Genomic DNA, 19,617 nt, shown 5'->3' with positions numbered 1-19,617 from the left:
TGTTTGTCGGTGGGGAGCGATGGTTTGGCTGAGGGGTCCGTCGTGGTCCTGGCTCGCAGTCCGGGTGGTAGGGGGTGGGTGAAGATGGTGGCTGAGCCGACGGAGCCGCCGACGAAGCCTTGGAGCACGGAGGTTCGTAGTTCTTTAGCGTCTGGGAGATGGCCAGTGACGATGACGCCGGCGCCGGCGCCGCCCAGTGCTCCGGCAGCGCCGCCGGCACCGCCGATGAGCACTCCGGCGGTGACGTGTGCGCTGTAGCGGGCGAGGTTGGATTCGGATTTCGCGGCGAGTTTGCCGAGGAATTTGTTGATGCCGGGTGCGAAGCGTGAGGCGAATCGTGCTCCGATGCCGCCGCCGACGCCGCCGATGATCGCGGCGTCTTCGACCATGCCCCAGTCCATCTTGTCGCGGTGATGCAAGACCTGCATCTGGTAGTACTGGGCGCCAGCGTTGACGGCGGCGGCGGTACCGCCACCGAGTGCGAAGCCGATGGCGGTGGCTTTGGCCAGCGGCAGGCCCTTGCGTTTGGTGGCGCATTCCAGTCCGACCTTTTTGATGTTGCCGAAGTAGCGGCGTGCGGTCGCGGTCCAGGATGCTTCGGCGGCGGCCCGGTCTTCGGCTGCCTTCACCACGCCAGGTGCGGACATCAGCGCGTCCACCGCGAGTTGCGCCAGTAGTGCGAAGCCGGTTCCGATGACCTGCAGTTTGGTGAATTCGCAGTCGTTGGCCTTCTGGTAGCACTGCTCGGCCATGGAATCGCAGTAGGTGGCTTGGTTGCGTAGGTCGTCGCCGAGCTGCATGTTTCTGGTGGCTTTGGTGTCGGCGCTGTAGCCGTGGAGGGCGGTCTTTTCCGTTGCGCAGACCGCATCGTGACGTTTGCTGAGCTGGCGGCAGCTGTCGCCGGTCAATTTCCAGTGGTCGCCTTCGCGGCGTACCGCGTCCTCGTCGCACTCGGGCCAGTACCCTGCCACGGCCTCGACCAGCCACTTGGGAAATGCCGCCGGCAGTGTCAAAGTCATTGCGCCGCACCTGGTATTGCGGTTTGTACCGGCGGCGGTCCCGGGACTTCGGTCATAACGGCGGCGAAGTCGGTGAGAGCTGACTCGGTGACGAATGCTCGACGCGCTGTCGCGATCATGTCGTCGGTGAGGGGTGGGTCAGGGCGATGGTGATCAGTACAGAGTCGGTGTCGGGTCCCAACCGCAGGTGTATCCGCATCGGCCGACCGTCGAGGGCTGCGGGTAGGTCGGGCTCGAAGGTGTTGTGCCGCGCTTGGGCGGTGTGTCCACCGCCGAAGTTCACGGTGTCGCCGTTTTCCGTGCGGTCTCGATCAGTAAGCGGTGCAACACTTTTGCTGGTGCCGCTGCCTCGAAACCGTTGGTCTGCACCTCGGTGAACGCGTCCGCGACCGCCATCCCGGGGTCGAAACGGCCGTTGTGGAATCCGTAGCCGCTCAGCTGGGCGCGCCATTGCTCGTCCTCCGAACCCGACGCCGTGGCCGCGTGTTTACGCGGCGCGGTGCCTCGGGTGCGCGCATTGGCAGCGGAGGACGGGTACTTCCTCAGCCTGGTCACGGGTTCGACTGCCTCTCTCGTTGCTAGCCGACGCCGTTGTCCTGCTCATCACCCCTTGCTATGGGTGCGGGCGGTCGACTTGCGCCACACGCAGACCGGTGTCGGGTGCACTCAGGCTAATGCAATAGAACTTGCCTTTCAATGCGATGTTGCACATTGAGTTGCATAATGTGCTGACGGCGTTGTCGCGCAGTGGTGTTGATCTCCGCCCGATCCCGCGCGCCTCGGGCGCCACTTCCGCACCGGCAGCGCCGCTGTGCAAGTCGAGAGGGGCGGACCAGTGGCCAGCGTGTCGACCGGCGAAATTTGAGTTGCACATACTTCGCGCAGCTGGTGGCGCGGACGGGCGGCTGTAGCTGACCGTAAGGGCGGTCGGATCGAATTCGCGTTGGAGGGGAGCTTGACGTCCACCTCGGTTGCGACCGGTCGCGAGCGTGTCGGCGGCTCGGATGGCAACGTCCCCAACGGCAAACGCCCCGACGCCCAAGTCGGTCGGGTGCTGATAGAGGAGCGGCGGCCGCAACGACTCTTTCGAACCGTAGCTGGTAGCCAAGGGGTAATACCCGCTGACCGAGCTCGCCGACATCGGTTATCTCGTCGGCGGCCAAATTACGCATCCGACGAAATAAAAGTTGCATCAATAGGTTGACTTGCAAACTGAGTTGCTTGTATCTATAGGTGCGTGAGTTGTTGCCGAACGGGACAAGCTGTTCCGGCCGAGGTCGGCAGTGGCGACATGGTGACCGGACAGCGGTTCGAGAGCTGCGTCAAGAGGCGGCGCCAATCCCTGCGTCCGGCTGATCATCCGGGGAACTGGGAAGTCGTTCTGCCTTGGAGGTCACCGTGCAGTTGGTAGCCGCCGCGCAGGCGGGTGTGGTGACCCGCGAGACGATAGTGAACGTCTTCGGTGATGGCGATCGGGTCGACGTCGATGGCGCCGCGTTCCAGTTCATGGTCGCTGGCTTGATCGCAGATCATGCAGGCCGGGTCCCCGAGGCGGATGCGCTCGACCTCGTACGAAGCCACATCCGCCAGCAGCGTTATGACACGACCGGATACCCGCTGTCGATTCTTCAGGCCGATCGCATCAGCGTGGGCTGGGTGGTGCGTTCGCCGATGCCCGCCGGCGAAATCGCTTTGGACCGTGCGATTTTCTATGTCGCCGACGACGGTGTGGTGGAGCGCTCGACCTCATCTGTGCCGCGATCGGTGTTCGTATCCGGTTTCGAGCGACGGTTTCGGCTTCGCCGAGTGCGCCGAGCCTGACCGAAGGGGGGTGGCGGCGTGCACAGTGAACTTCGATTGGATTTGGACGGTCTGGGCGAGCAGAGTGCGCGGCTCGAAAACCTCGGTGACCGGGTGGGTCAGACCTACGTTGGACTGCGTGATTGCCTTGCACGTGCTGAGGGGTGTTGGGGCGACGACGATCTGGGCAAGGCGTTCGCCAAGGATTTCAAGCCGCATGCCGATCAGTTGCTGGCCAACCTGCGGGCGGTGGAGCAGAGCCTGCACAGCACGGCCAAGGGGATCGTGGACGCCGCGCACGACTTCGAGTTACACGATCAGAACACTGCCGGTCTGGTAGGCCGAGCAGCCAACGAGCAGACTGATCCAGATCCGGGCATCGGAGTGGGCCCGCATCCGCCCGCAGGCGTTACGTCTCCTCTACCGCCCGAGCCGGGAGTGCCGGCTCATGCGCCGTATGCCACGGCTGCCGACCCCCGTGGAACGGACCTGAGCACCAGGACGGGGCAAGCGAGTCCTACGCCGCATGCCAGGGCCGCCGACTCCATCGAACAATCCTCGCCTGGCGCGCCGAAGGGTGCGACTGGAGAACCGTCCGCACCTCAGGATGGTCCGCAGCGCTCGGACCCCTGGGCGCGGACAGGGGGCCGACATGGCGCTGAAAGACCTGTGGAGGACTCCGGCCGGCGGCCCTCGTCCTCCCCGGTATCGCCTCCACCGTCGCGGAATGCCGCCGGCGCGCCGGGGGCGGCCAAACAGGGGACGACTCCTTCGGTCAGTGCGGGAATAAGAGATACCCCGTGGACCCGGCGGCCGCTCATGGCACCCGGCGGGCCGGCGGCTGCTGAGGCGGGTCCGTCGAGCCCCCGGTTCGGTTCCCCGCCGCGCACTAAGAAGCCCACTGACGAACCGGGCCGAGACGATCGCCGTCACCCCCCTGAGCGACCGGTTGGCAACGCCGTGCTGGGTTGGCTGGCGCGGATGCTGGCCGAGCGGCACGGCGTCGAGGTCGTCGGTTTCGACCTGCCCGACCTGGAGGAGGCGGCTGTACGCCAGTTCGCGGCGGCTGTTGATCGTGTCCTCACCGAGTACCCGGTGATCGAACTCGACGTGGTCGCGGTGGCAGACCTCGACGACGGCGCAGACAGTGTCCAGTGGAGCAGCGAATCGCGCGACGACGCGGCGGCCGGCGGTGCGTCGTCGATCACTCTCGACCAGCGGACGGCACGTGCACCGAGCCGAGTTGCCGGCACGCCGGAATCCGGGGCCGGTCTGGAAGATTTGGTGATCTACTCGGCCACGGTCCGCGAACTCGGCCTAGCACTCGATTTCGCCGGTGGTGGTTTCGCGCGGAGGAAAGCGCAGCGTGTTCTGATCGCGGAATATATGCGCCTGGAGGCGGGGCGGTACACCACGCTCGCAGAGGTATTGCGTGGTTTCCGGCGCTGGCGTGCCGGTTTGACCGGGGCCATCGGCGGGGGTGGCTTCGATGTGAGTCGGGCGCTGGGCGATGCATTCGCCGATGTCGTGCTGCACGGTGACAAGGCGAGCGCTCCGGCGAGAACGCTCTACACGGTGCTGCTCGATGCGGCCTCGCGGCCGGGCTAGGTGGTGCCGGTGGAAGGGTTGTTGAACCCGGTAGTGCAGCTGCGGGAGTTATTCGAAGGCTTGCCCAACATTGTGCGGCGCCCGATCGAAATGGTTGTGTTCGGTGGCGACTTACCCCGGGCCGACGTGTCCAGGATGCGCTGGATGGCGGCGGAGTTGCGGGACAAGGCCGAAGCAATGAAGGGTCACTCAGAGGACGCGGGAAGCCTTCTGGCGCAGCAGGATTCCGTCGGTGCGCTCGGCGATCGGCTGCGCGAAACATTGCGCCTGCACCGGGACAGCACGGTCAGGCTGCACGACGAAGCGGTGATCCTGGCCGATCAATCGGAGGGTGCGGCCAACGATGCGGAGAAGACGCTGTGTGTGATGTTCGCGTTCGGCATCGAGTTGGGTTACAGAATCGTCAGGGTTCTGGCGGCTGCGGCCGCTGCTGGTCCTGGTGGGGAGGCGGCTGCGGCGCCGGTGGTGGAGTCGATGTTGGCGGAGGGCCGAGCCGAGGTCGAGCTGATGCGCGCGGGTCTGGAGCGGGCATATGAGCGGGGCGCGGCGAACACGGCGGCGAAGCTGTCGGGGTCGGGGCCGGTCAAGCTCGCTGTCGTCGTGGGCAAAGCCGCCGCACGACCCGCGGGCGTCGACGGCGGTGTCCAACTGCTGCAGGCCGCGGCCGGATACCGGAATTTGTCCCCGATCGGGGACAACGGTGAGAACCAGAAAGGCATCGACCTGATGTCGATTCTTGCCGCGGGTGTGTCGGGCGCTGGCGGTGCGGCTGGCGGCATGGTCGCAGGCAGGTTCGCGCCGCGGATTTTTCCTGGGGTGGAGAACAGCCGGTTGCTGCTCGGGCTGGTGCACGGGGCCGCGGGCGCGGTGGCCGGCTTGGGAGCGGCGGCGTTGATCACCGGTTGGCCGGAGGATTTCGACCACATTCTCGCGCCGATGCTCAACGGCGCATTCGCCGGGACCGTGCATGCCCACGCCGCCCGCTCTCGGTCCGCCGCGGTGGAGGTCGACGGCAGCGGACTGTTCACCCGGGCCGACCTGCGTGCCGACGTGCCGCCGATCAAGATTTCGGAGGAAGCGGAGCACGCGTGGGAGACCGCGAGGAGCACCTGGGCCGCCGGTCCGGACACGGTGGCCGCCCGAGGCGCGGCGCTGCGGACCGCCGCGACCGGCAACACCGAAACCGTTGGGTCGGGGCAATCGCGGCCGTCCGCGATGCCGGGCTCGATGCCACATGACCAGGCGACGGGCCGTGCCTGCGGCACAACCGACCGGCCGACCGAGGCAGGGCGGTCGGACAGGCCTGCTGATCGCACCAGCCTGACAGCGCCGCCGCGTGTCGTGGCCAGCGCGGAAACAGCGCCGCCACCACGGGTTCTCGCGGACGCCGCAGAAAATACCGCTGGTAAGCATCCGAGCGGCGGGGAGCACGGCCTCGTGGGAGAGGACGGCCTCGCCAGGGAGCACGGCACGTCGGAGGCTGCGACCGGTCCCGAAACGCCGTCTCCTCCCGGTCTGGCCGCGGGTTCGCACGACGATGCCGGTTCGTCGACACCGAGTCATCGCGATCGTGCCGATGAGGTGTCGGTCGAGTTCCACGCGCGTTCCGGTGAGCACCTCCCGGAGGAGTTGCGGCTGTGCAACCTGTCGGAGGAGGTGTTGAAGGCGGGGTTGTTCCATCCCGATGAGCGGGAATCGTTGATCGCGGGGATGGAGATCATCCGGCGGGGCACGACCGACGAGGTGCCGGGGGGGATGGTGTTGCGGGGGCCACAGCTGGAGGGTGGGTTCGAGATGGCGCGGCGGCCGGTGCAGATGCTGCCTGGCCAGGGCAAGACGTTGATGTTCATGTCGTACTCGATGACCCAGGCGGTGCGCCACGGTTCGGTGCTGCTGGTGACGACCGCGGACGGGTTGGCGCATCGGGAGTTCATCAAATACCAGAAGGTGTTGGGCGGTTTCGGGTTCGACGTGTTGCGGGCCGATCATGAGTCCGGGTTCGGTTCGGTGACGTCGGGTCGGCCCGCGATCGTGGTGGCCACCGGTGAGACGGTCGGACACCTGTGTAACGCCGGTCACATGCCTCCGCGGCGGGTGGTGATCGATGAGATGGATGCGATCGTCGACCGCGGGGAGAAGACGTTCATCCGCTCCGAGATCGCTGCCGGCGCCGCGGGCGAGGCGACGGTGCGGGAGGTGTTCGCGGCCCACGACTTCCTTGTGGAGGCGCTGGCGAAAGGGCAGCTGTCGCATGAGGATTTCGGCCTGAAACGGATCGCCGAAGAAGTCGACGTGGAACTGCCCGACGGAACTTTCGGGGTGGGGACGCAGTACTGGTATGACGGCCAGGCGGGGTTGACACCGGCGGGACGGGCGAAGGTCGAGGCGCTGCCGGGCGGTGAGCGGTGGCTGCGGCAGGTGGGGTCCTCGCGGCTCGAGATGGCCGCGGCCGCTGAGTTCACCTGCCGCAAGAACATTCACTACGTGATGGATGCGGGCAAGATCGTCATCATCGATCAGGGCGAACACGGCCTGCAACGCAATCCGAAGACCTCGAGTGAATCGCGGTGGAGCGCCGAGCCGGGCAAGGCGAGCCTGGCCCAAGCCGTCGAGGCCAAGGAGATCCGGGCCGCCGAGTCCATCGGGATGAGCGCCGAGGAACACCGAATCGTGGTGCGCGCCGATGCCGACTCCGCCAAGAGGATTACCGCGGCCGAGATCTATGGCACCGATCGCTTCTTCGACCACATCACCGGCGCTTCGGGCACGCTGACCGACCTGGGTGAGGTGCTGAAGACCGTGTACGGGTTGGAAGCACCGCACGCGGTGGATCCGTTCAACCCGTCGCGGTTGGTGCAGGGACAGCCCGATGTGCACGAGAACACTAGGGCCAAGCTGAACGCGCTGGCTGGCTATGCCCAGCAGATGTGGGACGGCGGGCAGGGCCGCTTCCAGGAAATCCTGTGCCACCGCAATGATTTGGTGGAAAAGCAGGTTCGGGCGTTGCTGCGGGCGGGGGTGCCGCGCGAAGCGATCGAGGCGGTCGACGCCGACCGGATCGCCAAGTGGGGCGCGGACTGGGAAACTGAGCTGGCGAAGGTATTCGGCGCTGCTGGTGAGCAGGGCAAGATCCTGGTGATCAATCGGCAGGGCCAGCGTGGTGTGGACATCGCGGTATCGGATGCGGTGCTGGCCAAGGGTGGCATGCATGTGTGGATGACCGAGGTCCCCGAACATGCCTACATCTACGAGCAGGCCAAGAACCGCACTGCCCGCAATGGCAAACCCGGCACGGCGCAAGCACTGATGTCGCCGCAGGACGCACTGATCCGCAACGCCATGCATCTGCGCGGGGTCCGGGAGGTGGTGGTCCAATACGAGCAAGCCGTCGCCGAGCACCGAACCGACCCCACTCCCGCAACACACGACAATCTCGTCGCGGCCGGCGACAAGCTCGTCTCGCTCGTGCCCGGACTGCAACAGCGCGCCCACCACCACGCCACCGCCGATTTCATCCTCCACTACGCACCCATCACCGATCCGTCCGCCCTCATTACGGCCATGACACCCTGGGACCCAGGCGACCTCGTCGGACCGGACCAACTGGTCGACCGGTCCACGCGGCTGGCCGGGCTGCTGGGGATCCCCACCTCGACCGTGACCGCTCTCGCCTCGACGCTCGACCAGAACGACGCGCTCGACCACAACGACGGCGATCCGCTGGTAAGCCTGCTCGACCGGGCGAACCTCCCACCCTCCGCCGTGGAGGCGTTGCGTCAACACCTCGACGCGACCGCGCCCGGCAAGGCGGTGCAATACGCGTTACTCACCGACGGGCAGGCGCTCGATGAGCTCATACCGCGACGCAACAAGCTGGCCGAGATAATCGGCTGGGCCCCAGCGAAGATCGAAGGCGCGGAAGGACTACGCCACGTCGGCGCCGCCATGACCACCGCCCAACTCGAGCTGGCTCGAGCTCTGGATCTTTCCGACTCCGACGTCACCACCGCAACGGCCCGGGATCTGCTGGGCGAAGCCCTCATTCGGCAGCTGTCCGACGACGGCACCCATCGGCCCGCCCCCAGCACCGATCCCGACCCCGCAGACCGTCGTGCCGCCGATGACTCGATGGCCGACGACTTCGCGGCCCGCACCACCGTTGCCGAGAACTCTGTCGTCGAGAACGTTGTCGCCGCAGCGTCGCTCTACCTGGCCACCACCGCCCTGCTCGATCTGGTAGTCGAGATACACCGACGCAGCCCGAACAGCGGCGTCTACAACGGTGTGACCGCCATTCGATTGCTGTGCGAAAAGAACGCGGACCACTTCACGATGCCGCCCAACGGAATAGCGCTGCGCGGCCACAACTGGGACACCGTCACATCGTCGTTCCGCCACGGCCCGCCCAAGGCATCCAAATCGCTGGATCAGGCCGTCGAATCGCTGAAACGGCGGCCGGGAGGCGTTCAAGTCCTGGTCTACAAATTGAAGAACACCGAGGCACACGGCAGTGACGAGGCCGACAACCACCTGGTGCTGTTGGTCAACGACAGCGAACCCGGTGAACCGCCGAACCTGGTGGTGGTAGACCTCGCGGCCGCTCGCGACGGCAGGACCGACGATGATTTCGGACCGAAAGACCTCAGAGACCGCCGTGCACTGCTGAACAAGGCCGTCAGGTTCGAAACTTGGCAGCGCGAACAGCAGAAGTTCATCGACACAGTGCCCGAGGCCGAATGCGCCTTTTGGACCATCGATTTCGACCAGCACGGCGATCTCGTTCCGGACTCGGCCGACCACGACACTCTCCCCACCAAGACACAGGTGCCTGTGGAATTGGTCCGGGAAATCAATGAAGCCGGCGAATCGGTACATGTGGAGGAACCGAACGTCTTGCGGCCGGCCGAACCCGTCAACGTCGGCAGCGCCCCACCCGTCGACAACCGCCGGGCCGATAGTACCGATCCGGATGGCCGCGTCGGCAGTCGCCCATCGGACGATCCCGGTGATTCGCAGCGCGGCAGCACACCACACGACGATCCTGTCGCCCACCCTGGCCCGTCCGGCTCGGAGCATCAGAGTCTGCGTCGGGCTGGCGAATCGGATGCGGCGGCACGCACGGACGCCCGGACGACGACAGTCGAGGACGACCGACCGGGGCCTGACGGATTCATCGGCAGCCGGCCCGCGGCTGAGTTGGGTGCGGTGTTGGCTGAGGCGGGTATCACCGGTGCCGTGGCTTGGCCGGTCTGGCGCCGCTTCGCGCAACTGCACACTCGCCCCGAGAAGGCGGCGTTCGTCACGGAGGTCCGGCGAGACTGTCATGCCCGCGCGATGGACTCGCTGAGCGCATACAGCCTCGATCCGCATCGACCTTTGAGGCACGATCGGGAGGGCCCGGTCGAGTGGGACTCCGCTGAAGCCGATCTCAGCGGCCAACTGGCCGCCGTCGCAGGCGATCTCGCCGAGGTCAAAAACCTACTCGACAGCGGCTACGCCGACAGCGCCTACGTCGTCATCGATCCCACCCCGAAAGGGACCTTCGCACCACGCGACGACGGCCGTTATGCGCATGCGCTCACCTTCACTGCTGTCGGCAACGTCATCCTGATCCGCGACCCCCGGATAACCGATGACAACGGTCGTGCCTACCCGATGGAATGGGAAAAATGGAAGACCGCTGCGGCCGACCGAGGTCTCTACCCCGAACCCGACCAGCGCACCATCTACGCCCTGTTCTTTGACAGCGCATCCACTCCAATCGTTCCCAGCGAAGACGACGGCACACGACCACAACACCCCATCGCGGGCAGCCCGAACAATGAAGAACCGCAAGGCGGCACAGAACAGCCCGGCACCGAGGACGAAACCGGCGAACCCTCGCCGTCTGGGCAACGACGACCAGCCGCACCGGATTCCGAGGGGCAGAAAAACACAAGCCACGATCCGCCGGATAGCCGGGCGACGAACGATTCCGGTAACGAGCCGACCGAACCCGAGGAATCCAGCGACACAGAAGCGCCAGAAAACACCAATGGCCTCGATAAGAGCGACTCCTTGCTGCGCTTGGCTCACGCTGACCCCTATGTGGGCGTACGTCTGGGCGCCGAGTTGTTCAACGACCTCGGCTCCGAGGTCATGCAAGCGATGTTGTCCTTGTATTTCATGCAGGTGCTCGGACCAGGACCAGCAGGCGCAATCGGATGGCTCTCCCAAATGCCCCATACCGTTGGTGCGCTGATCGCGGGACATCTGACCGACCACACTCCACCGAAGAAATTGCTGATCGGCAGCCAAATCGTGTCAGCAGCAGGAGGGTTGACAGCAACCGCCGCACTTGCCTCTGGATCGTCGTACTCCGTCCCCATCCTCGTCGGAACAACACTCGTCGGAGCGGGCGCCTCCGTCGTCTACAACAGCGCCATCGACAAGACGCTCATCGAAATGGTTGGCAAGGCGACGCAAGGCGGGCTGTCCCGCTTCTCCAACCTCAAAATGAACCTCAGCCGCGTTCTGGGACAGGGGCTCGGGCCTATCGCGCTGAAAGCCGGGACGTGGACAGCTCCCCTCATCGATGTCAGTACGAGCATTGTGAATCTGGGAACATTGTGGCGGTTGCCCGCGTCTTCGGCCGCACCGAAAACCGGTGAATCGGACGGGATTCGGAAGTCGATCGCCGAGGGCCTGCGTGCCGTCCAGAATCTCCCTCTGATACGACGCTCTTACGCCAACCTCGGTCTTACCAATTTTTATCTGGGAATGCAGGGACTGCAGTTTACGTGGCTGATCACCCACTCCGGCCTTCCAGCATGGCAGCAGGGTCCCGTGCTGTTGATCACCCCGTTCGGGGGTGTCGTCGGGAGTCTGATCCCTAAGAGGTGGTTGGAGAAAACCAGCATCGACACGCTGCTCACGGCCAGATTGGCGGGCGTGGCCGGGTCCGCGATAGTCGAGGCACTCACCACCAATCCCTGGGTAGCGTCGGCAGGATTCGCCAGCACATGGGCAGTCCAAGCTGTTGTCGGGGTACCCGTTACCACCTACATGAACAACACCACACCGTCCGAGGTGCGCGGACGAGTGAGATCCATCGGCTCCGCGACGGCCCGAGGCACGTTCGCGGCGAGTTCACTGTTCGCCGGCGGCGCAATTGCGCTATTGGGTCACCACACGACCGGCATGTCCATCGCCGCGACATTCGGCACCATCGCGGGCTGGTCCCTCTACCACCGGCTGTTCAAAGCCCGCAAACTGCTGGACTGCATCAACCAAACATCCCAAGCAACGTGGGCACTCGGCCTCAATACCGGAATCAAACCCAAACGGTGGCAAAGGAGCCCAGAACACCTCCGCAGAGCCATCGCAACCCAACTCGTCAAGATCCCAGGCACCAAGGACCCCGTCGCCAAGACCATCGACGAGGTCCAAAACCTCAAAGACGGAGCCGACACCGCCGTCCTGCTCCTCGACGACGGCAAGAAGATGCACGCCATCACCATCACCAACACCGACAACAAACCCGGCGGCAACATCGTCATCTTCGACACCAACATCACCAACACCGACGATCCCCACACCGATGCCAACGACCCCGACCGCGTCCCCCGCGTCCGCACCCCCGAAAAATGGAACGAGACCTATCCCGACATCAAAGACGCCTTCGTCGCCTTCCTCACCGCCGACGAGGACGACAACCTCACCAACCTCCACCCGCACGATCCCGACCAGGAAACCCCGCGCTCGGACGGCAAAGTCCTGGGGCCACTCCAGAGAGCGTGGGGCAGGCGCGCGTCACCCAGCAAGAACGTGGTGTCACTTGTCGACCGCCACAGTGACGAGCAATCACCTGATCCGGGCGCGGCGGATGGGCGCCCGGTGTATCTCGGGACCGCGCTGCCTGTGGACACGGGGTTCACCGATGAACAGCAGGACTTCGGCGATGAAGCCCTGCGTGCGGGTGGGTTCGCCGACGCGGACATGCTGCAGCGTCCCCGGAACCGTCATTTTGCGGATTCCGCACGCCGATGCGCGACCGAGAACGCCGAGTGGTGGCACTCGCTGACCGACCTCGCCCGGCCAGGTGCAGTGAGCATCACTCAGCAGGCGCTGATCCAGCTCTATCCGCACCAGATCGGCAATGCCGACGGCATTCCCGCCGCGATCCGCGACTACGCGAACCGGCTGTCGATCAGCCGCGACCTGGCCCAGTTCATAGCGCGCAAGCCGCCTGAGCGGAAAATCCTCAACTGGTTCCGAACCGAACTCACCGAGGCGGAGAGGAAGCAGTTCGGCAATCTGATCCATACCCGGAATCACCTGGCACAGTTGGACCGCCAAGCCACGGAGATACCTGGCAGCCCGCCCGTGCACGTCCTGTCCTACGACTCGACTGCCTTCAATGGCAAGGGGAAGGTCGTGGTTGCGCTCGGGAACGTGGACACCGCGCAGACGGTGAACCTCCATGTGCCGGGTACGAATACGACGTCGCGCTCGCTGACCTACCAGTTCAAGCCGCTGCGCAACCTGTATGAAGAGACGCTTCGGGTGGATCCGTCGCTGGAGCTGGCCTCGATCATCTGGATCGGATACGACGCACCGACCGGCCCCATTAGCACGGGCTACGTGAAAGCCGCCTTCCGCGGCCGTGCGAGAACCGGCGGCAACCTGTTGCTGGGCGATCTCGCGGCGTTCCACGCCACCAGGCAGTTTGCCGGAACCGCCACCCCGGATCGTCTGAGCATCCGGCTCTACGGGCACAGCTACGGCTCGGTGACCACGTGCTACGCGGGCAGGTACGGAAGGCTGGCGGGGCTGGTCGCATCGATCACCCTGTCGGGGTCGCCCGGTGCGGGTCCGGTGCACAATGCCGCGGAGTTCGGTATCGGCGCGGACAACATCTTCGTCTTCGCGTCATGGCGCGATCCGGTGACCTTGTTCGGTGCGGACCGGCCCGGTGCGTGGAGCCGCTACTACCGTCGGCTAGGTCTCGGCATGGATCCTGCTGCCGAGGCGTTCGGCGCCAGACGGGTCCGTGCCGAGTTCTTGGACTCGCCGGACTTCATCGGCGCCGAGGCCGTGCATCAGGGTTATCTGCGCCACGACCCGGTGACCGGACTGCCCACCGAAACGCTCGCCAATGCTGCGCATATCACCGCGGGCCGCGGAGACACCCTAATTGCGGTGGACCGCCGTCAACCGGCTCGCCGGCTCGGCTCGATGCCCGTTGATCCCGAGCACGGACGATATGACGATGGCAGCTACCACCCGGTCGCGCGGGCGGAATCATCCAGGTCAATTCTCGATGCGTCGCTAACCTCGGCAGCAGCCGAGTCCGACCGTACTACCGATACAACCGAACGAGGGGAGAGCCGCGACGCGGCACAGGTCCGCAAGATGCTTGCGCCGCCCCCCACGCCCCGGACTGCGCCATCGGCGGGTAGCGGGGGGACACAGCGACAGAGCGCGTCCACTAGTGGTGAGAGCGCATCGCACCGCACGCCGTGGACAGCCACGTCGAACAGCTCACCCGGACGAGAGGCCCACGATGTGCCTTCAATCGCGGGGACGGTAACCGGATCATTGCGGACTGATCAGAAGTCGGCTCCACAGCCGACGCCGTGGACGCGGAAAGACAGACGTCCGCCCGGCGGCACGGAACGGGCTGGTATCGAGACCGAAAAGGTTTCGAATCCATACTTGTTCGATGAGTGGGAGAGTATCGGCGAACTCGGTCGGGAGTTGGCGGAGCAATGCGTTGTGATGGGTGACGCGGCTGTGGCAGCGGCGTTGGGTACCGCTGCGCCGGGCGTGGCGCCGGTCATCGAGTTGTCGGTTCCCGAGGCTCTGTTGCAGCGATTGGAGGCCGCAGGCATGCGGGTCGCCGCGCGCGGGCCCACGGTGCTCGCCCACGGTCGGCTGCGTATATCGCAGGGGTGGCAGGGATTGGTGATGCATGAGGCTCTGCGTCGGCGGTCATGGATGAACGTGCAGGGGGCAGGTCTGCCGGATCTGCGGGGGTTGCGGGTTGCGGGTCTGCCGGATGTGTACGCATGGAAACAGGAGCGGGATCTGCCGGTGGATGTCGGGGCGGCGGCCTGGATCAAGGATTTCCTGCTTAGCCCGAGGTGTGCGCCGCTGCCCCTGACCGTGATCGCCACCGAGCTGGAGGAGGTGACCAAGGTCCTTCACACGCATCTGTCCGACGACCAGCTCGCCGACCCACAAATCCAGCGGGCGATACGGCTTGCGGCCGAAGGTATGTACGTCAATCGGACACTCTACGGTCATCCCGATATCGGGCGGGCCAATCAGATTCACGGCCGCTTCGAGCTGCGCGAATACCGGGTTGGAGCGTTCTACCACAACGGTTTCGGTCTTATCGGGGACCTGCACGCCGTACTCGAGAACGGTGTCCGTCAGGGCGGCGACATCGGGGAGATCGTGTTGGCGATGGTCGCCGATGCGTGGAGCGATATCCTCTACGGGGGCGGCAGGCGTACAGACAATCCGGACGCCTTCGACGAAAAGGCCTCGGCGGAACTGCTTTTCCACCGTGCCATGCGGCACGGCTACGGCCTGCCTACGGCTGTGCTGTTGGGGATGACGGTGGAGGCCACCGCATTCGACGAGGCCACCGGAGCTCAATCGGTCGAGCTGATGACATCGCTGCCGGACCGGTGGCTTGCGCTGGCGGGACCCACTGTGGTCGCCCAGATGCCTCGCGACTGGCCTTTCGTGGCGCTGCGGCTGGCCAACTGGGTGGCCGGTGTGGATTTGCAGACGCTGTCGGAGCCCGATGCGCTGGTCGAGAGCATCGAGTTGGCGGTTGAGGATTTGATGTCGCGCCGCTACAGCCCGTTCCGGGTGCTCGGCCGTGCCATGGCCAAGATGGGCGTTAGGGTCAACTTCATTGATAAGGCGCTGCGGCTGATTTGGGACTACCGAAACGCGGCGCCGGAGTTGTGGGACCCGGACATGACTGTCGGGCTCGCATTCGTCGATCGGCTGCGCCGCAACGCTGGCTTCATCGATCCCGACACCGGGCACCGCGACCCCGACGGATGGATTCTCGGCAACCGCGACATGCGCCGCGAGCACGCGGCAAAGATTCGGGAGATCGCCGACAAGCTCGAGGCGACACTTTTGCGGATGGAGCGGCGACTCGCGGGCAAGCCTGCCGACGAGCCGGACTACACCCCCATGGACGCCTACCGCGAGGCGAAGCAGCATGCGGTGGCAATGGCCGAGAAGTACGGTAGTTTCCGCTGGCAGCGGGTCATGCGCCCGGAAGAGCAACCATGGGATCTGGTAGCGGTCGCGTCGACGCTCGCCGGATGGTTGCCCGAAGCCGACCGGCCGAGTACATCCCGCGACGCTATCGAGGCGATGCTGCGGGTGAGCGAACTGGGCGCATCGGTGGCCGACGACGGTCGAGATGCCGTCGATCAGCGCCGGACCGGACCGGGAGCGGCGATCGTGTTGACCATGTCGGAGAAGGCAGACGGACAACCGCGGTTGCGCGCCGAACTGGACTACTACACCCGGGGCGAGCCAGGAATCGACGAAGAGTATGTGCGCGCAGCCTTGTCCGGTATCGACTGCCAGCCTCGCGTGGAGGAATCCGACGCCGATACCCGCGGACGGGTTTGGCATCGGATCAAGCTCGACTTCGACCACCCCGTACCCGATGACGGGCAGGACCGAAGCCACCTGGTCACCGGCCGGTCCGGCCCGCAGGCCATGCCCGTCGGACCGTTTGCGGACCGGGCCGCAGTTGAGCGTCGGGCACGGTTCCTCGTCAATGGCGTGTTGAAGACCAGCGAATACACCGATCAGCTCGCCCCTGTCGTCGCGGAACTGCTCGTCCGCAGCGATGCGACGGTGCTGCAACTCGACCGAGACGAGCACGACGAGACCGTCGCTGTTCTCGACATGCGCGCGGGCGACTGGAGAGTGCAACTGGCGGTGGACACAAACGAGGACGCCCCACTCCCGACCGAGACGACAGTGCAGCTGCCGATCACGCCCGCCACCGCCGAGCATGAGACCGCCGAACACCCTGCTTTCGAAACCAACAAGCGTGACTCGGCAGGCGATCGAACAGGCGCATCCGGCCGCGTCCAGAGACTGGTCGGCACTGAGGATCCCACTCCGCACAAGGTGGCGAAATCCGAATCCGGTGACAGTGTCCTCGTGGGGATTGTCCATCGCACGGACCCCGACCATCCCCAATCGAAGGCGTTCGGCGGTCTCGCTCACGGCTGGCTCGACCGTACGAGCGGGCACGCCCGAATCCTTCTTGTCGAAGGCGGAGTTCCGACGCCGGGTCCGACAGAACGGGATTCGCTGGCCGCGGACAGTGACACCGGTCGGCTGGCGTATCTCGCCGCCGTGCATGGTGTCGAGATCGGGTCACTGGAAGAAAACCCTCGTGATCAGGTGGCTTGGTTGATCGAGGAAAAAGGGCATGACCCGGAAACAGTCTTCGCGTACTACGTCTTGCGCCGGATACCACAGGCGTTACGCGCACAGGAGGGATATCGACCGGATACAACAGAACACCTACTCGAGACCATAGCAATGCGTTCGTTCATTCTGCCGGGCAACGTCGATGGTCGAAAAGCGTTCGGGCGAGTGATGGCGCGTCTTTATCCGGAGCGAAAGTCTCCCTTCGAATTCAGTGCAGCCGACGAGGACTGGTTGTTGCGGGAAACGGTGGACATGCTCGCGGGCAGGCCGGTGGAGACGCCGGTGCAACGGGTCGCGGCCGATTGCCACGAACGTAGAAAGGCATACGCGGTACAGGTGGTACTAAATGCTATCGCCGACGGGAAAGAGGTCTTCGCCATTTTCGGTGAGCCCCACTTCGACGAGATGGTTGCGAGGATGGGGGCGGACTTCCCAGCAGGCAATGTCCGGGCACTCGGCGACTCCACCGAAACGACACCGCGCGGCATACATCCGGGAACGACGGGGGTGCACCTGCCGATTGCGCCCGCTGAGGATATCCACGAGAACATTCACGCGGTACTGACTGCGTGCTTGCCTGATGCACCGCAATTCGTCGACCGCCTGATGTCGGCGGTGTCCGAACTCGGCCCAGGCGTACTGACCATCGGCGTCACTCGCCCACGAGGCCACCGCGCCGTCGAATTGACTGTGAACGGCACTCGCCGATCCGTGTTTTTCGAGCAAGACCGCTACCAGTACGTGCCGCGCCTGTCGGACACCGACTTCGGCAACCTCCCCGTGACTCGACAAGCCGACGAGGCACTTCGCGAACTGCTGCCGGTCAACGCGGACCTGACCGCCCCGGCCACCGACCTTGCAGCATACGTCGCCGATCATCTGGCCACCACGGAGCAGGAGGGAATCCTCCCGCACGATGTGCTGGTAGCAGCGCATATTTCGCAGGCGATGTACCTGCCAGGCGAACATCGGACGCTGCAGTTGGCCGTGCGGGCCGATACCCCGGCCGACATGGCCGCAGGCGAAAGGACCATCGCTTTCGTGCGACTTCCCGTCGGCACACCAGTAGTCTGGCATCCCCAGACCGGCGAGCTGCGCACCACGATCGACGCGCACATCACCCGGGTGGTCCAGACGGTCGACGAGCAACCACTCCGCCTCTACGCCGTCGCAGGCCCCGTGGGCCCGACCGGCGGACAACACCAGCCGACGGGCGAAGGCGATGAGCCCTGGAGCCCGACCGAAAACGAGAGTGAAAACGGTCAGTTGGTGCCCCAGACGGATGAGCCGAGCGACGGTGAGCAATCCGCGAACCCGGCGCAGCCGCCAGGCTCGGCCGCGCCCGACACCTCAGGCCCGACCGAGCCCTCGAAATCCGGATTTCTACAATGGATCCGCGGCAGGGGCCAGCCCAAGAACAAAGAACTAGCACCGGGTGCGCATGTGAGCGGCGTGGACGCCGGTCAACCGAACCGCGCACCCGTGGAGGATGACGCCCCCGCGTCGCCGCCGACACCCGCGTTCTCGCCTGAGAACGATGCCGGTGCCGAGACCACCACGGAGCAGGCCCGAGAGCAGACCGATACCAACGAAGAAACCGATCAGCACTCTGCATCGTTGAGTGAGGAGACGAGCCTCGGCGAACTCGGCCGGAAGTGGGCGGGTTACGACGAACGAGCCCCGCGAGCGATGCAGGTCCACCTCGAAAGTCCACACGGCGAGTTCTCGCTCGATCTGGTGTGCGACGGCGATCCGGAGGTGCTCGGGCGGGAAACCCTGGTGTTGCCCACCGACTTTCCCGGCATCGACGATATATCCGCTCGGCATGCCAGTATCGGCGTCCATCCGTCCGGTCGGGTCTGGATCCGCGACGAAGGATCGACGAGTCATACATACGTCAACGGGACCCGAATCAAGCCCGGCTCGAAGGTCATCCTGAATCCAGGCGATCATGTGCAGCTCGGCAACGCAAACAAGTTCACCGTCGCCTACCCACCGGCCGAGGGCGGCCCCTTTGTCAACATCGTCGACCAGACGCGGAAAAGCAAGCAGGCCATGAAGGATCTGGCCCGGATACCCGAGCACATTTTCCAGCGGGTGAGCGATTACATGAACGGCACGCCCAACGGTGGAATCGTCATCGGCAACAGGCCCATTAGCCAGTTGCCCGGGATCGAGGAAACGGTGCGGAACAGTGACGGACCCAATCACTATGCCAAGTGGGAACACGTAGATGGCCTATATCTACAGAATGACCGGCGGGTCTACATCAATTCCACCAGTAGGAACGGATCAGGGATGCTCGTCTGGCATGAGGTCGGGCATGTTGTTGACGAGGTGTACGGAGCCCATGGCGACTGCCTCAGCGATGACGAGTCCTGGCTCGACCTCCATAGGGTGATGGTGGAGACCCTCAGAATCAACCCTAAGTGGAATAGATACAACAACAACCCGCAAGAGGCGTTCGCTGAAACGTTTGCGTCATGGGTGTCGGGCTCCCAGCAGCTGCGCAAGTTCGCACTCGGTGACGAACAGATAACCAATCATTTGAAGGAGTATTTTGACCGAATATTCAGATGATGCTGGGCCGCTGATGCTGGCCGAGGTGAGGACTGACGGCGTGACGATCGTGCGGCCATTGGTCGGCCGGACCGAGGATGGCTGCTATTTATCCCTCCGAACCCGGCCAATGGTCTACGGCAAGCGTACGGATTGTCGGGAG

The 19,617-nt window shown here is 65.0% G+C and carries 5 protein-coding genes and 1 pseudogene; 3 read left to right on the top strand and 3 right to left on the bottom strand.

Annotation, left to right across the window (positions count from 1 at the left end; translation table 11 throughout):
• From ACIBG0_RS12930 to ACIBG0_RS12920, 3 genes and pseudogenes are all read right to left on the bottom strand, one after another.
• Positions 1-1,019: pseudogene (locus ACIBG0_RS12930) on the bottom strand (hypothetical protein); the annotation flags it as partial.
• Between the two features lie 115 nt (positions 1,020-1,134).
• Entirely contained in the window at positions 1,135-1,302 is a 168-nt protein-coding gene (locus ACIBG0_RS12925; protein ID WP_397032080.1) for a hypothetical protein, read from the bottom strand.
• Positions 1,299-1,574, bottom strand: coding sequence for a hypothetical protein (locus ACIBG0_RS12920; protein WP_397032078.1), 276 nt, complete (start codon positions 1,572-1,574; stop codon positions 1,299-1,301). Before ACIBG0_RS12920 ends, ACIBG0_RS12925 begins: the two co-directional genes overlap by 4 nt.
• 843 nt (positions 1,575-2,417) lie before the next feature.
• Between ACIBG0_RS12920 and ACIBG0_RS12915 the strand changes: the two genes are divergently transcribed.
• From ACIBG0_RS12915 to ACIBG0_RS12905, 3 genes are all read left to right on the top strand, one after another.
• Positions 2,418-2,840, top strand: a complete 423-nt coding sequence (locus ACIBG0_RS12915) for a hypothetical protein (protein ID WP_397032076.1) — start codon at positions 2,418-2,420, stop codon at positions 2,838-2,840.
• 939 nt (positions 2,841-3,779) lie between these two features.
• Positions 3,780-4,427, top strand: a complete 648-nt coding sequence (locus ACIBG0_RS12910; protein ID WP_397032075.1) for a hypothetical protein — start codon at positions 3,780-3,782, stop codon at positions 4,425-4,427.
• A 9-nt stretch (positions 4,428-4,436) separates the two neighbouring features.
• Positions 4,437-19,475, top strand: coding sequence for an alpha/beta hydrolase (locus ACIBG0_RS12905; RefSeq protein ID WP_397032074.1), 15,039 nt, complete (start codon positions 4,437-4,439; stop codon positions 19,473-19,475).
• Positions 19,476-19,617: the final 142 nt, after the last annotated feature.

This window comes from Nocardia sp. NPDC050630 (assembly GCF_044457245.1).
In the GTDB taxonomy this organism is placed as follows: domain Bacteria; phylum Actinomycetota; class Actinomycetes; order Mycobacteriales; family Mycobacteriaceae; genus Nocardia.
This window is presented reverse-complemented; position numbering and strand designations above follow the sequence as displayed.